A 16,675-nucleotide genomic window follows, 5' to 3' on the forward strand; every position below is an offset into this window, starting at 1 on the left:
CAAGGTAACGCCCCGCCTGAAAAATTCAAATCAATTTTCACCTCACCCCCCATCCTTTCTTCAATCAGGCGAGGCATTTAGCGGGCAACGGAGAGCGCCAGTTGCTGGCGCTGGCCATTGCTCCACTCGATATTGAGCAGCCAGACCATCAGCGGCGAGGTGCAGGATCCCACCAGGGTAGTCCCCTGCCAGCCCTGCTCGGTGGCCTCAAAGTTGACCGGAATGGTCCCCATGAACATGTCCCGCCCCTCCAGCCACGCCTTCACCGGCGTCACGGCCGGATCGCCGCCCTGAAGCTGTATCACAAAGTCACGTTCGGCCTGCACCGGCAGCGAGACAACACGCACGGTCAACGGCTTGTCGCCCAGCCGGGTGTTGCAGCTGGTGTGGGACAGATCACAAATCTGATCTTTTTCTGATCCCGCCACCGCGGTCTGCGCGTTGTCGAACCAGGTTCGATAGGCAACCAATCCGAGCAAAATGGCCAATACGATCGCCAAATGGACAATTTTGCGTGAAGTGAGTCTCTCTTTCATGAAAAAACAGCCTTGTAAGATGTCTGAAAAATGACATTTTCGTGATCTCGCGCAAGGTAAATAATTGAACAGGCGAGACCCAACGGAGCCAAATATATCACTGTTTATACTGTTATTTTACCTGTCAGTTCAGTATCATTCCCATTGAATTTTCATTTAGCTACTTTTTGCTTTTCCTTTTATTAACAGTTGTTAACAAGAGAAAAGGCAGTAGCCAATGAAGTCGGTCCACGTCACTGGACACAAAATCAAACAACAGCAGCATCGGAAGCGGAATACAACGATGAGCCATACAACTAACCATCCTGAGTACAACTACACCGTTGTTCGCCAGTTCACCATCATGACGATTGTCTGGGGAATTGTCGGCATGTCGGTTGGCGTACTGATCGCAGCCCAGTTGATCTGGCCTGCCCTCAACTTTGATACTCCCTGGCTGACTTACAGTCGCCTTCGCCCTCTGCACACCAACGCGGTGATCTTCGCGTTTGGCTGTAGCGCCCTGATGGCGACCTCCTTCTATGTGGTGCAACGCACCTGTCAAACCCGACTGTTCGGCGGCAAGCTTGCCTCCTTCGTGTTCTGGGGCTGGCAGGCGATCATCCTCTCGGCCGCCATCTCGCTGCCGCTGGGATACACCACCTCCAAGGAGTACGCAGAGCTGGAATGGCCGATTGATATCGCCATCACCATCGTCTGGGTCGCCTATGCCGTGGTCTTCTTCGGCACCCTGGTCAAGCGCACCACCTCCCACATCTATGTGGCGAACTGGTTCTTCGGTGCCTTCATCATCACGGTGGCCGTGCTGCACATCGTCAACAACATGGAAGTACCGCTCTCGGGCATGAAGTCCTACTCCATGTACTCCGGCGCCATGGATGCCATGGTGCAGTGGTGGTATGGCCACAACGCGGTAGGCTTCCTGCTGACCGCCGGCTTCCTCGGCATGATGTATTACTTCGTGCCCAAGCAGGCGGGTCGTCCGGTCTACTCCTACCGTCTCTCCATCGTTCACTTCTGGGCGCTGATCTCCCTCTACATCTGGGCCGGTCCGCACCACCTGCACTATACCGCGCTGCCTGACTGGGCCCAGTCGCTGGGCATGGTGATGTCCTTGATCCTGTTCGTACCTTCCTGGGGCGGCATGATCAACGGCATCATGACCCTCTCCGGTGCCTGGCACAAACTGCGTTACGACCCCATTCTGCGCTTCCTGATCGTGTCCCTGTCGTTCTACGGCATGTCCACCTTCGAAGGCCCGATGATGGCGATCAAGACCGTCAACGCCCTCTCCCACTACACCGACTGGACGATCGGTCACGTCCACTCCGGTGCACTGGGCTGGGTTGCCATGGTCTCCATCGGTGCCGTGTACCACCTGATCCCGAACCTGTTCGGCCAGGGCCGCATGTACAGCATCAAGCTCATCAACGTCCACTTCTGGCTGGCTACCGTGGGCACCGTGCTCTACATCGTCGCCATGTGGATTTCCGGGGTGATGCAGGGTCTGATGTGGCGTGCGGTCAACGACGACGGCACCCTGACCTACAGCTTCGTAGAAGCGCTGCAGGCCTCTTATCCCTTCTACTTCGTGCGCTTCCTGGGTGGCTGCTTCTTTGTCACCGGCATGTTGCTGATGGCCTACAACGCCTATCGCACCATCACTGCGCCCAAAGGTTCCCTGGAACCTGTCGCACAGCCAGCATGATTGAAGAGGTCAAAGCATGAGCAACAATAACCGTCACGAGATCTTTGAAAAGAGCGTTCCCATGCTGGTGGTCGGCATCATATTTGCCATCAGCCTGGGGGGCCTGGTCGAAATCACCCCGCTGTTCTTCCAGAAGCAGACCACTGAGCCGGTCGAGGGCCTCAAGCCCTATACCGCTCTGCAAATGGAAGGGCGCGACATCTTCATCCGCGAAGGCTGCACCGTCTGCCACAGCCAGATGATCCGTCCGTTCCGCGCCGAAACCGAGCGTTACGGCCACTACTCGGTCGCCGGCGAAAGCGTGTGGGAGCACCCCTTCCTGTGGGGCTCCAAGCGTACCGGTCCGGATCTGGCCCGGGTCGGCGGTCGTTATTCCGACGACTGGCACCGTGCCCACCTGATCAACCCGCGCGACGTGGTGCCCGAGTCCAACATGCCCGCCTTCCCCTGGCTCGACACCAACGTGCTGACCGGTGAACTGACTGGCAAGAAGCTGGCCCTGTTCCGCGATCACTTCGGCGTACCCTACACGGATGCCGACATTCAGGATGCCGGTGAGGCCGTGAAGGGCAAGACCGAGCTGGATGCGCTGGTAGCCTATCTGCAATCACTGGGTCATGCCCTGAAATAAAGGAGTCAGGATATGGATTACGGCACATTTCGCGGCCTGTATACCCTGCTGTTGATGGCCATCATGATCGGCATCATCGTCTGGGCCTACAGCAAGCGCCGCAAGACCTCCTTCGACGAGGCTGCCAATCTGGTTTTTGCCGACGACGAGCAACCCAGTGCTGATAACAAGAACGCAGGAGCGAAACAATAATGAGCACTTTGTTTAGCATTTTTGTCACCGTCATCAGTCTGGGGACCATCCTCGGCTGCTTCTTGCTGCTGGTCTGGTGCCTGCGCGACAAGATGGGGGTGGAAGAGGGCAAGTCCATGGGACACGCCTTCGACGGCATCGAAGAGATCAACAACCCGCTGCCGAAGTGGTGGACCTACATGTTCCTCTTCTTCATCGTCACCGGTCTGGTCTATCTGATTGCCTTCCCGGGCCTTGGCAACTTCAAGGGCGTACTGGGCTGGCAGAGCTCCAACCAGGACGTACGCTCGCTGGCCGAGTCCAAGGCTGCGGCGGCCTCCGCCAAGGCTGAAGGGCGTGCGGTGGAGTACGATCGCGAGCTCATCAAGGCCGACGAGATCTACGGCGCCAAGTTCCGCGAGCTGGCCTATCAGGCTGATGGCAAGACCTATCGCGCCATCGAAGAGATCGCCGCCGATCCGGAAGCCCGCAAGGTGGGTCAGCGTCTGTTCCTGCAGAACTGCTCCCAGTGCCATGGCTCCGATGCCCGCGGTGGTCGCGGTTTCCCGAACCTGACTGACAGCGAATGGCAATGGGGCGGCGCGCCCGACCAGATCAAGACCACCATCATGGGCGGTCGCCAGGGCGTGATGGCAGCCTGGGGCGAGATCCTCGGCAAGGACGGGGTCAAGGAAGTGGCCTCCTACGTGCTGAGCCTCTCCGGTCGCAAGGTGGACATGGTGGAAGCCAAGAAGGGTGAAGCACGCTTCACCATCTGCGCCGCCTGTCACGGTCCGGACGCCAAGGGCGGCATCGCCTTCGGGGCGCCAGATCTCACCAACAACACCTGGCTCTACGGCGGTTCCCGTCAGGTGGTCGAGCAGACCATCACCCACGGTCGTCACGGCGTGATGCCGGCCTGGAAGGATATTCTGGGTGAAGACAAGGTGCACCTGCTCGCCTCCTACGTTTACAGCTTGTCCCACAACGACCAGCAAAATAAGCAGTAACATGTGATAAACACGTGATTACTCAGCAAAAAGCCTCGACTCTTCGAGGCTTTTTGTTATCTTGTGTTGACTGAAATTCCTCTGTTTCGTTAATCACTGGTTTCACGGTAGTAGCACTATGTCCCAACCCTGGTATCGCCAATTCTGGCCCTGGTTCATCATCGCCCTCCCGACCGCAGCCGTGATCGGCAGCATCAGCACGGCGATCATCGCCAGCAAGGATGGCGTCAACCTGGTGGCCGAAGACTATTACAAGCAAGGCAAAGAGATTAATCAGGATCTCAGCAAGTTTGATCGCTCCGAAGCCCTCAACATCCACATCGCGCTGGAGGTCAACGGCAACGAGCTGACCCTCAAGCCGCTGTCGGGGGATATCCCGGCCGGCCAGGCGCTCTACCTCTCCCTGTTTCACCCCACCCTCGCCGGCATGGACAGCGAGCACATGGTGACCGCCGACGGCAACGGCGTCTATCGCCTGCTGCTCGACAAACCGCTCACCGGTAAGTGGCATGTGCGGGTGGATGCCTTCAACCACGAATGGCGGCTGCAAGAGACTGTCCAGCTCCCCACCAAGGCCCCCGTCGAACTCGATCCCAAAGGACGCTGAGTCATGAGCCGTCCTGTTTACCATGACGCGCCGGCAGTGACCGGCGCTTCACTGTTTCTGCCGACAGGCCAGGCGGCCTGCGGCCAGCTGTCATGAGCGGCTGCTTTCACTGTGGTGAGCCGGTGCCCGCCGGCAGCCGCTATGCCCTCGAGATAAAAGGCATAGTCCAGCCCATGTGCTGCCCCGGTTGTCAGGCGGTGGCGGAAACCATTCTGGAGTGCGGCCTGGCCAGCTACTACGAGCACCGCACCGCCCCCGGCACCAAGGGCGAGCTGGTACCCGCAGAGCTCGCCGCCCTCACCCACTATGATCTGGCCGAAGTGCAGCAGGATTTTGTCACCGACAGCGCCACCGGCAGCCACAAGGTGCGCGAGATCCAGCTGACGGTGGAAGGCTTGACCTGCGCCGCCTGTGCCTGGCTCATCGAACGCCATCTGGGCAATCTGGCCGGGCTGTACTACATCAACGTCAACACCACCACCCACCGGGCCCGCATCAAGTGGGATCCGGACCGGCTCTCGTTGAGCGATATCCTCAAGGGCTTTGCCAAGATCGGCTATCGCGCCTACCCCTTCCAGACTCACCAGCAGGAAGCGCTCTATGCCAAAGAGGTGCGCAGCTACATGTTCCGGCTGGCACTGGCGGGGCTCGGCTCCATGCAGGTGATGATGTGCGCGGTGGCGCTCTACATGGACCTCTTCATCAGTGTCGAAGAGGAGTTCATGGTCTACTTCAAGTGGATAAGTCTGCTGCTCTCCACCCCCATCATGATCTACTCGGCCCAGCCCTTCTACGTGGGCGCCTGGCGCAGCCTCAGGCAGGGGCACCTCTCCATGGACGTGTCGGTGTCGCTGGCGCTGATCGGTGCCTTCGTCGCCTCCATGTGGGCCACCGTGTTCAATACCGGTGAGGTCTATTACGACTCCATCACCATGTTCGTCTTCTTCCTGCTGCTGGGGCGCTTCCTCGAGCTGCGGGCCAGACGCAAGGCCTCCGAGTCGAGCTCCAACCTGGCGCGGCTGGTACCCATCATGGCCACCCGGCTCGATGAGGAGGGTGAACACGAGGTGGCCGCCAAGACGCTGCAGGTGGGCGACCGGGTGCGAGTGCTGGCGGGGGCCACCCTGCCGGCGGATGGCATCATCCTGCTTGGGCAGGCCAGCCTCAACGAATCCATGCTGACCGGCGAACAGCTGCCGCTGCTCAAGCAGGCGGGGGATGCCGTCTATGCCGGCACCATCAACACCGACGCCCCCCTCGAGATCCGGGTCAGCCATCGCATCGAAGAGTCGCGCCTGGCCCAGATCATGCGGCTGCAGGATCACGCGCTGGACGACAAACCGGCCATCGCCCAGATGGCGGACGTGCTCTCTCGCCACTTCATTCTGGTGCTGCTGTTCATCGCCGCAGGGGTCTGGACCTTCTGGCATTTCCATCAGCCGGAGCAGGCCTTCTGGGTCACCCTGGCAGTGCTGGTGGCGACCTGCCCCTGCGCCCTGTCGCTGGCCACCCCCACCGCGCTCACCTCGGCCACCGCCCGCCTGACCCGTGCCGGCATCCTGCTGCGCCGCGGTCACGTGCTGGACGTACTGACCCGAGCCAACCGCATCGTGATGGACAAGACCGGCACCCTGACCACCGGCAACATCAGCCTCACCAGCACGGAGGCCCTGGGTAATCTCGACGCGGCGCGCTGCCATGCCATCGCCCGCGCCCTGGAGGCCTATTCCGAACACCCCATCGCCCGCGCCTTTCGCAGCAACGCCGCAGAGGACGCCGTGCTGCTGGCGGCCAGCAAGGTGACCCCCGTCATCGGACACGGTATCGAAGGGGTGATCGAGGGTCGCCACTATCGCCTCGGCAGTGCCCGCTGGCTCGGCATCAGCGATACCCACGCAGCGCAAGCGGACGGGCTAGTCATCTACCTGGCCGACGAGGACCGGGCGCTCGCCCGTTTCCTGCTGACCGACACCCTGCGCCCCGATGCGAAGGCATTGATCCAGGCCTTCAAGGCAGCCGGCCTCAAGACCACCATCCTCACCGGCGACAGCTCTGCCCAGGCCGACGAGGTGGCCCGCGAGCTGGGGGTCGACGAGCTGGTCAAGGGCGTCACGCCGGATGGCAAGCTGGCCTACCTCAAGGAGCACGAGGCCCGCGGTGACATCAGCATCATGGTGGGAGATGGCATCAACGACGCCCCGGTGCTGGCCGGTGCCCACGCCTCCTTCGCCATGGCCGGCGGCACCGACCTGGCCAAGAACAGCGCCGACGCCATTTTGCTGGCCGACGATCTCTCCCGCCTGCTGGATGCCCGCGCCCTGGCGCTGCGCACCCGCAAGATCATCAAGGAGAACTTCGCCTGGTCCATCGGCTACAACCTGCTGGTGCTGCCATTGGCGGCGAGCGGCTGGCTGCCTCCCTACGTGGCGGCGGCGGGCATGTCGCTCAGCTCCCTCATCGTGGTCACCAACTCCATGCGGCTCAACCGCTGAGCCGTGGCCACAAGGACAGACAGGGTGAAGGGAGCGGGCTCCTGTCAGGCTCCCTTCACCATCAAATCGACGGGTCTGCGGCCACCAAGGTGGTGTACCATGACCCCTTTCATTGCAAGGTTTGCTGCATGAACATCATCTTCGTCCTCATCCCCATCGCCATCCTCTTCGTCATCATCGCCGGCGCCGTCTTCTTCTGGGCCATTCGCTCCGAGCAGTTTGAAGATCTCGACCGCCAGGGTTCCAATATCCTGTTCGATGAAGAGCAACCCGCCCCCAAACACGCCGAGCACGAGCACAAAGATGACGGCCACCCTTGATCTGCTGGGCGCCCTGCTGGTGGGACTGGCTGGCGCCGGCCACTGCATCGGCATGTGCGGCGGTGTCTCCGCCGCCCTCTCCATGGCCATTCCTGCCGAGAAGCAGCACTTCTGGGGTCGGCTCGGTTACCTGCTCAACTACAACCTCGGCCGGATCTTGAGCTATGTGATTGCCGGTGCCCTGGTCGGGGGACTGCTGGCCACCACCAGTGAACTCGGCGCGGGCAAGCACGCCATCGCCGGCCTGCGGCTGGTGGCGGCCTTCCTGATGATTGCTCTCGGGCTCTATCTCGCCGGCTGGTGGCAGGGAGTGTTGCTGCTCGAGCGCATTGGCGCTAGGTTGTGGCCCCGCCTCAAGCCGCTGGCGGGCAAGTTCATCCCCTTCACCTCGGCCTGGCAGGCACTGCCGTTTGGCATGGTGTGGGGCTGGCTCCCCTGCGGGCTGGTCTACTCCATGCTGACCTGGAGCGCAGCGGCGGGATCCGCTGGCGGCGGAGCGCTGATCATGCTCTTTTTCGGTCTCGGCACCCTGCCGACCCTGTTTGCGCTGGGGGGGCTGGCGGATCGACTGCGCTACTGGCTGACCCTGCGCAGTTTGCGCCTTGGTGGGGCCCTGCTGCTCATCGCATACGGGCTGCATACCCTCTGGATCGGGATTGCGTCCTTTTGAAACCCTATCCAAAACGGATGAGTTGATGGTAAACTTGTTTGATATAAATCAATTATTCGTATGAGCCTATGATCCCGGAAAAGAAACCTGGCAGACGTATTCAGAGCGGTGGCTGTGCAATTCATTGCCAGGATTGCAGCATCAGCCAGCTCTGCATTCCCTTCACTCTGAACGACAACGAGCTCGATCAGCTGGACAGCATCATCGAGCGCAAGAAGCCGATCCAGAAGGGTGAAGAGTTGTTCAAGGCCGGCGATGAGCTTAAATCGCTCTACGCCATCCGTTCCGGGACCATCAAGTCATACACCATTACCGAGCAGGGTGACGAGCAGATCACGGCCTTCCACCTGGCTGGCGATCTGGTCGGCTTTGACGCCATCCACAAACAGGCGCACCCCTCCTTCGCCCAGGCGCTGGAAACCGCCATGGTGTGCGAGATCCCGTTCGACGTGCTCGACGATCTCTCCGGCAAGATGCCCAAGCTCCGCCAGCAGATCATGCGGCTGATGAGCAACGAGATCATGGGCGACCAGGAGATGATCCTGCTGCTCTCCAAGAAGAATGCCGAAGAGCGCCTTGCCGCCTTCCTGCACAACCTGTCGGTGCGCTTCTCCGAGCGTGGTTTCTCCGCCAAGGAGTTCCGCCTCTCCATGACCCGCGGCGACATCGGCAACTACCTCGGCCTCACCGTCGAGACCATCAGCCGCCTGCTGGGCCGCTTCCAGAAGTCCGGTCTCATCAGCGTCAAGGGCAAATACATTACCGTACTGGATCACGTCGCCCTCGGCGTCATGGCCGGTGCGACCCGCCCCCCCTGCGGTTAAGCTTCCTCTCTCTGGTGCCGGATCGGTTTACTCCGAAATTTGATCCGGCACACGTCCCCCCTTCTCCTCCTGAGCTAAGCTGTAATGGCTAAAGGTCTGCCATCATTGGTATTTTTGCCAAAGAGGAGGAGAACATGGTCAAGTACCGAAAAATCCTGGTGGTCATCAACCCGGAAGAAGAGCGGCAAATCGCCCTCGAACGTGCGGTCAAGGTAGCCGAGCTGGATGAAGGCGCCCAACTGACCCTGTTGCTCACCATTTACGACTTCTCGTATGAAATGACCGCCATGCTGTCGGTGGATGAGCGGGAAGAGATGCGCCACGGGGTGATTGCCCAGCGCCGCGAATGGCTCGACGACATCCTCAAACCCTACCGTGCCCGTGGACTGGATTGCGAGATCAAGGTGGTCTGGCACAACCGTCCCTTCGAATGCATCATTCAGGAAGTGCTGGAGCAGCGCCACGATCTGGTGGTCAAGGCCACCCACCACCACTCCTTCCTGCAAACCTTCATCTTCACCCCTACCGACTGGCATCTGCTGCGCAAGTGCCCCTGCCCCGTGCTGCTGGTGAAAGAGGGTCATTGGCAGCGGGGCGGCAACATCATCGCCGCCATCAATTGCTCCAGCGACGATCAGGATCAGAAACTGCTCAACGAGCGGATCACCGAAGAGGGGATCGCCATCGCCGAGCTGCTCGGCTCCAACCTCTATCTGGTCAACACCTATCCGGGCACCCCGGTCAACGTGGCTATCGAGCTGCCGGAGTTTGACCCCAACGCCTACAACGACGCCATTCGCAAACACCACGAGAGCCTGCTGCTGAGCCACGCCGACAAATACGGCATCGGCCATCTCTGGACCCGGGTGGCGGAAGGCCTGCCCGAAGAAGTGCTGCCCGATCTCGCCGGCGAGCTGCAGGCCACCCTGATGATCATGGGGTGCGTTGGTCGCACCGGGCTCTCCGCCGCCCTGCTCGGCAACACCGCCGAACACGTGGTGGATCGTCTCGCCTGCGACATGCTGATCCTCAAGCCCGCCGATTACAGCTGCCCGGTCGATAGCCGCCGTCCAGCATAAGCCTTTCTTGCCCTCCCCCGGGACATGGCTATAATAAGCCGCTTATTTTTGTCCCGGGTTTCAGGTCATGCTAGAAGAGCTTAACGCCAAAGAAAAATACAGTTTCAACAAACTGCAGAAGCGCCTGCGGCGCAACGTAGGTCAGGCCATCGCCGACTTCAACATGATTGAAGAGGGTGACAAGGTCATGGTGTGCCTGTCCGGCGGCAAGGACAGCTTCGCCATGCTCGACATTCTGATGAGCCTGAAGGCCAGCGCCCCCATCCACTTCGATCTGGTGGCGGTCAACCTGGATCAGAAGCAGCCCGGCTTCCCCGAGCACGTGCTGCCCGAATACCTGACCACCCTCGGCATCGACTTCAAGATCGTCGAAGAAGATACCTACGCCATCGTCAAGGAGAAGGTGCCGGAGGGCAAGACCACCTGCGCACTCTGCTCCCGCCTGCGCCGCGGCATTCTCTACCGCACCGCCCAGGAGCTGGGCTGCACCAAGATTGCCCTTGGCCACCACCGCGACGACATCCTCGAGACCCTGTTCCTCAACATGTTCTACGGCGGCAAGCTCAAGTCCATGCCGCCCAAGCTGGTGAGCGACGACGGCAAGAACGTGGTGATCCGCCCGCTCGCCTACTGCAAGGAGAAGGACCTGGTGCGCTACGCCGAGGTCAAGGCCTTCCCCATCATCCCGTGCAACCTGTGCGGCTCTCAGGAGAACCTGCAGCGCCAGGCCATCAAGCAGATGATGCAGGAGTGGGATCGCCGCTTCCCGGGTCGTCTCGAGACCATGTTCACCGCCATTCAGGATGTGATCCCGAGCCATTTGCTCGATCACAAGCTGTTTGACTTCAAGAGCATCAACCGCGACTCCGGCATCATCGACGGTGGCGACAAGGCGTTTGATCCGCCCGAGCTGCCCAAAGCGCCGCTGCTGGACATCGACGAGATGGACATGCTGGACGTCATTGAGGTGCGCTAAGCCCACCTCAGCCATAAAAAAGGAGCGCATCGCGCTCCTTTTTCATTTTTATGCCGGCCACCCTCAGTGGCGGCTCAAGATGGGCTAGCCCTTGTGCAGCCAGGGCGTCAACCGCAGGATTTCCCCCTGCAGCTGCAGCTTGCCCTCGGCAAACTCCGCCAGCTGGGCGTTGCTCAGCAGCAGTTGTCCCTCCTGCCAGGGCAGCGGCAGCTGGCGAGCACCATCGATGAGGTAGGCGGTGCCGCTTGGCTGCACCAGGCTGACCCTCACCCCCGTCATCTCGGGCAGGAAATACTTGCCGACCATGCCGGCCAGCTTCTCCAGCAGGCTCTGCATGTCGTGCTGGCGCCCTGTCAGCTCGCTCACCTTGAGCTCCCACCCACTGTCTTCCGGCGGCGGTACATCCGCCATCACCTGTACCGACAGATCGCAGGCCTCATGGGGCTCGGTGAGCCCCACCACCACGGTCGCCTTGTCGAGATTCAAGTCGTCGTCATAGGGCAGCCGCAATTCGCTGTCGACGGTCACCTCGGCCGCCACGTCCCGATCCAGGGTCGAGACCCGGGCCGAGGTGAGCAGGCAGCGCCGGCCATTTTGCTGATCGGTCAGATAAAAGCCCAGCCTGGCGTGACCAAACTCCCCTTTGGCGAAGGTCTTCATCTGGCTGTAGAAGGTGCCGTACTGCAGCTCAAGGGAAGGCTGCGCCACTGCCAGCATGGGCGCCATCAGCAGCGCGGCCGCCATCCCGTATCGATTGTTCATATGCCATCCTTTTGCATCACGCATCTGTACGCGCCGCTGTCTGTTGCTGTTGTCTGACGCCCTGCATGCCGTCAGGCGTTGAAATGATCGGGGCCTTGGCTCACCTCGGTCACTTCGACCGCCACCCCGCACAGATCCCGATAGAGGATCCCCTTGCAGTTGAAATAGAGCGGTGCCACCCAGATAAGTCCCAGCCCCATGGGGATCAGCGCCAGGAAGAACAGCGCCATCATGACCCCGTGCAGCAGCACTATGCTGGGCCAGCCGCGGGCAAACAGCCGCAGGGAGACCAGGATGGCCTGCACCGGTGACAGGCCGCGCTCCAGCACCAGCGGCACGGTAAACACCAGCCCCATGCCGATCAGGGCCGACGGAATGAAGGCCAGCATCACCGGCAGACCCAGCAGTTCGAACAGCGGGCCGAACAGGCTGGTGATGAGGCTGCCGAGCAGGCTCAGGCTGCCAAGGCGCAGGAAGTGGCGAAAGAAGTCAAATACCTGGCTCGGCCGGGCACGCACCCCCACCGACTGCTGCAAGCCCAGCATGTCGAGGGAGGAAGTCATCGGCGACATGATGATGGTGATGAGCAGGCTCAGCACCAGGGCCACGTCCATCCCCCCTTCTTGATTGACGTAGGGGGCGAGCAGGGTGTTGCTCAGCAGCATCCAGATGGCCGTCACCCCGACGATGGCCAGCAGCAAGCCGAATCCGGTGCGCCGTGTCTGTTGCCAGCTCTCCTGCAATACCCCCTTGAGGTCGAGACGATATCCCTGGCTCAGGGACTGTTCGAGGGAACCACCTATCCGCATTTTGTTACTCAATTGACTATCCAACATCCGAAAAACTGCTATTCAGGGAGCACATTATAGCGATTTGACCCGGCATGCGTAGCCGTTTTTCCCGCGCGGCTGCGCTCAAAAAGCCTTTGATTTCATCAGCCCCCATAGTCCAGGCCAAGATCCCCTCCTTGGCCGACACCAATCAGGAGCGTAGGATGCCAGGCGACAGTGCGGATTTTTTTTGCGCGCCCCGACCCACACGGGAACACAGGGGGCACGCACTTCACAAGGAGATGTTCATGTCTGATTTGACCCTCTATCTTGCGCCCGGTACCTGCGCCATGGCCGTGCGTATCGCCCTCACCGAAGCCGGTGCCCCTCACCGGATCAAGCAGCTGGATCTGGCGGCCGGCGAGCAGCGCTCCCCTGCCTATCTTGCCATCAACCCCAAAGGCCGAGTGCCGGCTCTGGTGACCGAGCGCGGCGTGCTCACCGAAACCCCGGCCTTGCTGCTCTATGTGGCGCAGCGTTTTCCCGATGCCGGGCTGGCGCCGCTGGACGACCCCTTTCTGCTGGCCCGCATGCAGGAGGTACACGGCTTTCTCGCCGCCACCTTGCACGTCGCCCATGCCCACGGCCGGCGCGGCAGTCGTTGGGCCGATGACCCGCAGGCCATTGCCGCCATGCAGGCCAAGGTGCCGCACAACATGCGCGAGGGCTTCGCCGAGATTGAACGCCATTATCTGGCCGGCCCCTGGGTGCTGGGGGAGCAGTTCAGCCTGGCCGACATCTACCTGTTCGTGGTGGCGAGCTGGCTCGAGGGCGACGGGGTGGCCATCAGCGAATTTCCCAAGGTGGCGGACCACTATCGGCGCATGCTGGCACGTCCCGGCGTGCAACAAGGGCTCGCCCTCTAGTCCTCTCGTTGCGGGTGCCAGTGCTCTTCTGGCACCTGTTTTTCCCCGCTTCCCCCTCGCCATTGAGATCGTTTTCACATTTCTGCCATCTCTTGGTGGATCAAAACCGCCTGAGCGCCTATCTTCCACCTCATGACGCAACCGATTGCGTAACCGGTTGCCTAGCTAACATCAGATACGCAGGCATAGCCTGCCGAGGTGCTGTATGAAACGGGGCGTACTGCTCAATGCTCCCCTGAGTGCCCTGGTGGCACGGATGGGTCACACCGACGAGATCACCGTCTGCGATGCGGGCCTGCCTATCCCGGCGGGCCCGGAGCGCATCGATCTGGCGCTGATGGCGGGGACGCCGAGCCTTGAAAGCGTGCTGACCGCCCTGCTCACCGACCTGGTGGTGGAGAAGGTGATCATGGCAAGCGAGATCAAGCAGATCAGCCCCGCCGCCCATCAGGCGCTGGTGGATCAGCTGGAGGCGCACGCCGCCGCCCAGGGCAAGCCCATCACCATCGAGTACTGCCTGCACGAAGCGTTCAAGGCTCGCTCCCACCAGAGCAAGGCCATCGTGCGCAGCGGCGAGGTGACCCCCTACGCCAACCTCATTCTCTGCGCCGGCGTGGCGTTTTAAATTCCCAAGGAAGCAGCTATGAGCAACGCCAATATGCTCCCCCCGTCCCCTGCCGGGCTCTCCGGGAACGCCAATATGCTCCCCTCGCCCATTCTAGCGCTTTCCGGGATCGTCAAGACCTTCCCCGGGGTGCGTGCCCTCGATGAGGCGGGCCTCAAGGTCTATCCGGGTCAGGTGATGGCCCTGCTCGGCGAAAACGGCGCCGGCAAGTCGACCCTGATGAAGGTGCTGACCGGCATCTACCAGGCCGATGCGGGCAGCATCAGCTATCGCGGCCAGCCGGTTCACTTCAAGGGCCCCCGCGACTCCCAGGATCAGGGGATCAGCATCATCCACCAGGAGCTGAACCTGCTGCCTGAGCTGTCGATTGCCGCCAACATCTTCCTCGGCCGCGAACCTCGTACCCGTTTTGGCAGCATCGACCACAAACAGTTGCGCGAACGGGCAAGCACCCTGCTGGCACGGCTTGGCGTCAAGCACGGCCCGGATACCCGGCTCGGGGATCTCTCCATCGGCGAACAGCAGATGGTGGAGATCGCCAAGGCGCTGTCGTTCGATGCCAGCGTCATCATCATGGACGAGCCCACCGATGCCCTCACCGACACCGAGACCGAGCAGCTGTTCGTGGTCATCCGCGAGCTGCGTGAGCAGGGCTGCGGCATCGTCTACATCTCCCATCGCTTGAAGGAGATCTTCGAAATCTGCGATCGGGTCACCGTGCTGCGCGATGGCAAGTGGATCGGCGAGCAGGCGGTGAGCGAGCTAGACGAAGACAGGATCATCGAGATGATGGTGGGTCGCCGGCTGGAAGAGCAGTACCCCCGCCTCGCCCGCGAGCTTGGCCCGGTCAGCCTGCAGGTCAAGGAGCTGGCCGGTCCCGGCGTGCGCGGGGTGAGCTTCTCCCTGCGTCAGGGTGAAATTCTGGGCTTCAGCGGCCTGATGGGCTCCGGCCGTACCGAGCTGATGAAGCTCATCTACGGTGCCAGCCCCATCAGCGCCGGTGACATTACCGTGGATGGCCATGCACTGGCCCCCAAGAGCCCGGCCGATGGCCTGGCCGCCGGCATCGCCTACATCTCCGAGGATCGCAAGGGCGACGGCCTGGTGCTGGAGCTGTCGGTGCGCGAGAACATGAGCCTGTGCGCCCTTGGCGAGTTCATCAGCCACGGCAAGATTGACGGCCAGGCCGAGCGCCAGGCGGTGGGCGACTATGTGCGCCTGTTCAACATCAAGACCCCGAGTCAGGATCAGCTGATCAAGCTCCTCTCCGGCGGCAACCAGCAGAAGGTGGCCATCGCCAAGGGGCTGCTGACAAGGCCCAAGGTGCTGATCCTGGACGAGCCGACCCGCGGCGTCGATGTCGGCGCCAAGAAGGAGATCTACCAGCTCATCAACCAGTTCAAGAAGGAGGGGATGAGCATCATCCTGGTCTCCTCCGAAATGCCGGAAGTGCTCGGCATGAGTGATCGCATCATGGTGATGCACGAAGGGCGCATCAGCGCAGAATTCAACACCCGCGATGCCAATCAGGAGAAGCTGATGGCAGCGGCAGTCGGTAAACAGTGGCAAGCAGAGCAAGAGGCAGCACAATGACAACCCAAACCCTTTCCCGCCGCGGCGTCATGAGCAAGGCCTGGTGGATCGAGAACAAATCCCTGGTCGCGCTGCTGGTGCTGATCGGCGTGGTCTCCTTCCTCAGCCCCAACTTCTTCACCGCCGACAACCTGCTCAACATCCTGCGCCAGACCTCGGTCAACGCCATCATGGCGGTCGGCATGACGCTGGTCATCCTCACCGCCGGCATCGATCTGTCGGTCGGCTCGGTACTGGCCCTGTGCGGCGCCCTGGCCGCCACCATGGTCGCCATGGAGCTGCCCATCGCCCTGGTGATCCCCCTCACCCTGGGGGCCGGTGCCCTGCTTGGCGGCATCAGCGGCCTCATCATTGCCAAGGGCAAGGTGCAGGCCTTCATCGCCACCCTGGTCACCATGACCGCTCTGCGCGGCGTCACCATGGTCTATACCGAGGGGCGTCCCATCTCCACCGGTTTCAGTGACGGCGCTGATCACTTCGCCTGGCTGGGTACCGGTTACCTGTTCGGTCTGCCGGTGCCCATCTGGCTGATGGCCATCGTCTTCCTGCTGGCCTGGTTCATGCTCAACCACACTCGCCTGGGTCGCTACATCTATGCCCTCGGCGGCAACGAATCGGCCACCCGCCTCTCCGGCATCAATGTGGACCGGGTGAAGCTCGCGGTGTATGGTCTGTGCGGCATGCTGTCGGCACTGGCCGGGCTCATCGTCACTTCCCGCCTCTCCTCCGCCCAGCCGACCGCCGGCATGGGTTACGAGCTGGATGCCATCGCCGCCGTGGTGCTGGGTGGCACCAGCCTGATGGGGGGCAAGGGTCGCATCATGGGCACCCTGATCGGTGCCTTGATCATCGGCTTCCTCAACAATGCCCTCAACCTGCTCGACGTATCGTCCTATTACCAGATGATCGCCAAGGCCAGCGTGATTTTGCTCGCCGTGATGATCGATAACAAAAGCAAGTAAGCACACACAAGGA

Annotated in this window: 18 protein-coding genes; 15 read left to right on the plus strand and 3 right to left on the minus strand. The window is 61.4% G+C overall.

Features of this window, described 5'->3' with window-relative positions; translation table 11 throughout:
* Nucleotides 1-77 precede the first annotated feature (77 nt).
* A complete protein-coding gene (locus PG899_RS01265; RefSeq protein WP_077096244.1) occupies nucleotides 78-536 on the minus strand; it encodes a hypothetical protein in 459 nt (152 codons plus the stop codon).
* 283 nt (nucleotides 537-819) lie between these two features.
* On the opposite strand from PG899_RS01265, the gene ccoN reads away from it, so the two are divergent.
* The 11 genes from ccoN to ttcA all read left to right on the plus strand — a co-directional run bounded on the left by ccoN (nucleotide 820) and on the right by ttcA (nucleotide 11,024).
* The gene (gene ccoN / locus PG899_RS01270; protein WP_016350679.1) at nucleotides 820-2,244 is read left to right on the plus strand and encodes a cytochrome-c oxidase, cbb3-type subunit I; all 1,425 of its coding nucleotides are present in this window, start codon (nucleotides 820-822) and stop codon (nucleotides 2,242-2,244) included.
* Between the two features lie 16 nt (nucleotides 2,245-2,260).
* Nucleotides 2,261-2,875 (plus strand): cytochrome-c oxidase, cbb3-type subunit II, encoded by a 615-nt coding sequence (gene ccoO / locus PG899_RS01275; protein WP_077096245.1) that lies wholly within the window; start codon nucleotides 2,261-2,263, stop codon nucleotides 2,873-2,875.
* A 12-nt stretch (nucleotides 2,876-2,887) separates the two neighbouring features.
* Nucleotides 2,888-3,067 (plus strand): CcoQ/FixQ family Cbb3-type cytochrome c oxidase assembly chaperone, encoded by a 180-nt coding sequence (locus PG899_RS01280; protein ID WP_005300779.1) that lies wholly within the window; start codon nucleotides 2,888-2,890, stop codon nucleotides 3,065-3,067.
* Nucleotides 3,067-4,056, plus strand: coding sequence for a cytochrome-c oxidase, cbb3-type subunit III (ccoP, locus tag PG899_RS01285; protein ID WP_011706147.1), 990 nt, complete (start codon nucleotides 3,067-3,069; stop codon nucleotides 4,054-4,056). The genes PG899_RS01280 and ccoP overlap by 1 nt, the downstream gene beginning before the upstream one ends.
* A gap of 118 nt (nucleotides 4,057-4,174) precedes the next feature.
* A complete protein-coding gene (locus PG899_RS01290) occupies nucleotides 4,175-4,663 on the plus strand; it encodes a FixH family protein (protein ID WP_011706148.1) in 489 nt (162 codons plus the stop codon).
* A 92-nt stretch (nucleotides 4,664-4,755) separates the two neighbouring features.
* Complete coding sequence (locus PG899_RS01295) at nucleotides 4,756-7,155, plus strand: heavy metal translocating P-type ATPase (protein ID WP_077096247.1); 2,400 nt, start codon at nucleotides 4,756-4,758, stop codon at nucleotides 7,153-7,155.
* A gap of 128 nt (nucleotides 7,156-7,283) precedes the next feature.
* Entirely contained in the window at nucleotides 7,284-7,475 is a 192-nt protein-coding gene (ccoS, locus tag PG899_RS01300; RefSeq protein ID WP_005300771.1) for a cbb3-type cytochrome oxidase assembly protein CcoS, read from the plus strand.
* Nucleotides 7,459-8,145 (plus strand): sulfite exporter TauE/SafE family protein, encoded by a 687-nt coding sequence (locus PG899_RS01305; RefSeq protein WP_024945239.1) that lies wholly within the window; start codon nucleotides 7,459-7,461, stop codon nucleotides 8,143-8,145. The genes ccoS and PG899_RS01305 overlap by 17 nt, the downstream gene beginning before the upstream one ends.
* Before the next feature lie 68 nt (nucleotides 8,146-8,213).
* Nucleotides 8,214-8,969 carry an FNR family transcription factor gene (locus tag PG899_RS01310; protein ID WP_005300768.1) on the plus strand — a complete coding sequence of 252 codons (756 nt, stop codon included), beginning with the start codon at nucleotides 8,214-8,216 and terminating at the stop codon, nucleotides 8,967-8,969.
* Between the two features lie 134 nt (nucleotides 8,970-9,103).
* Nucleotides 9,104-10,048: a universal stress protein UspE gene (uspE, locus tag PG899_RS01315; RefSeq protein WP_005300766.1), complete on the plus strand. Its 945-nt coding sequence runs from the start codon at nucleotides 9,104-9,106 to the stop codon at nucleotides 10,046-10,048.
* A 67-nt stretch (nucleotides 10,049-10,115) separates the two neighbouring features.
* On the plus strand, nucleotides 10,116-11,024 hold the full coding sequence (ttcA, locus tag PG899_RS01320) for a tRNA 2-thiocytidine(32) synthetase TtcA (protein WP_011706151.1): 909 nt from the start codon (nucleotides 10,116-10,118) through the stop codon (nucleotides 11,022-11,024).
* Between the two features lie 84 nt (nucleotides 11,025-11,108).
* On the opposite strand, the gene PG899_RS01325 is transcribed toward ttcA, so the two are convergent.
* Nucleotides 11,109-11,786, minus strand: a complete 678-nt coding sequence (locus tag PG899_RS01325) for a DUF2987 domain-containing protein (protein WP_190284287.1) — start codon at nucleotides 11,784-11,786, stop codon at nucleotides 11,109-11,111.
* A 71-nt stretch (nucleotides 11,787-11,857) separates the two neighbouring features.
* Nucleotides 11,858-12,595: a hypothetical protein gene (locus tag PG899_RS01330; RefSeq protein ID WP_029303065.1), complete on the minus strand. Its 738-nt coding sequence runs from the start codon at nucleotides 12,593-12,595 to the stop codon at nucleotides 11,858-11,860.
* A 269-nt stretch (nucleotides 12,596-12,864) separates the two neighbouring features.
* Here PG899_RS01330 and PG899_RS01335 point away from each other — a divergent pair, with 269 nt between their 5' ends.
* The 4 genes from PG899_RS01335 (at nucleotide 12,865) to rbsC (ending at nucleotide 16,662) form a co-directional block, all read left to right on the plus strand.
* Nucleotides 12,865-13,482, plus strand: a complete 618-nt coding sequence (locus PG899_RS01335; protein WP_077096249.1) for a glutathione S-transferase family protein — start codon at nucleotides 12,865-12,867, stop codon at nucleotides 13,480-13,482.
* 205 nt (nucleotides 13,483-13,687) lie between these two features.
* Nucleotides 13,688-14,107: a D-ribose pyranase gene (gene rbsD / locus PG899_RS01340; RefSeq protein ID WP_077096250.1), complete on the plus strand. Its 420-nt coding sequence runs from the start codon at nucleotides 13,688-13,690 to the stop codon at nucleotides 14,105-14,107.
* Between the two features lie 75 nt (nucleotides 14,108-14,182).
* Entirely contained in the window at nucleotides 14,183-15,700 is a 1,518-nt protein-coding gene (rbsA, locus tag PG899_RS01345; protein ID WP_077096268.1) for a ribose ABC transporter ATP-binding protein RbsA, read from the plus strand.
* The gene (gene rbsC / locus PG899_RS01350; protein ID WP_011706157.1) at nucleotides 15,697-16,662 is read left to right on the plus strand and encodes a ribose ABC transporter permease; all 966 of its coding nucleotides are present in this window, start codon (nucleotides 15,697-15,699) and stop codon (nucleotides 16,660-16,662) included. Before rbsA ends, rbsC begins: the two co-directional genes overlap by 4 nt.
* Nucleotides 16,663-16,675 lie beyond the last annotated feature (13 nt).

Origin of the sequence: Aeromonas sp. QDB39 (assembly GCF_027707585.1) — a bacterium.
In the GTDB taxonomy this organism is placed as follows: Bacteria; Pseudomonadota; Gammaproteobacteria; order Enterobacterales; family Aeromonadaceae; genus Aeromonas; species Aeromonas hydrophila.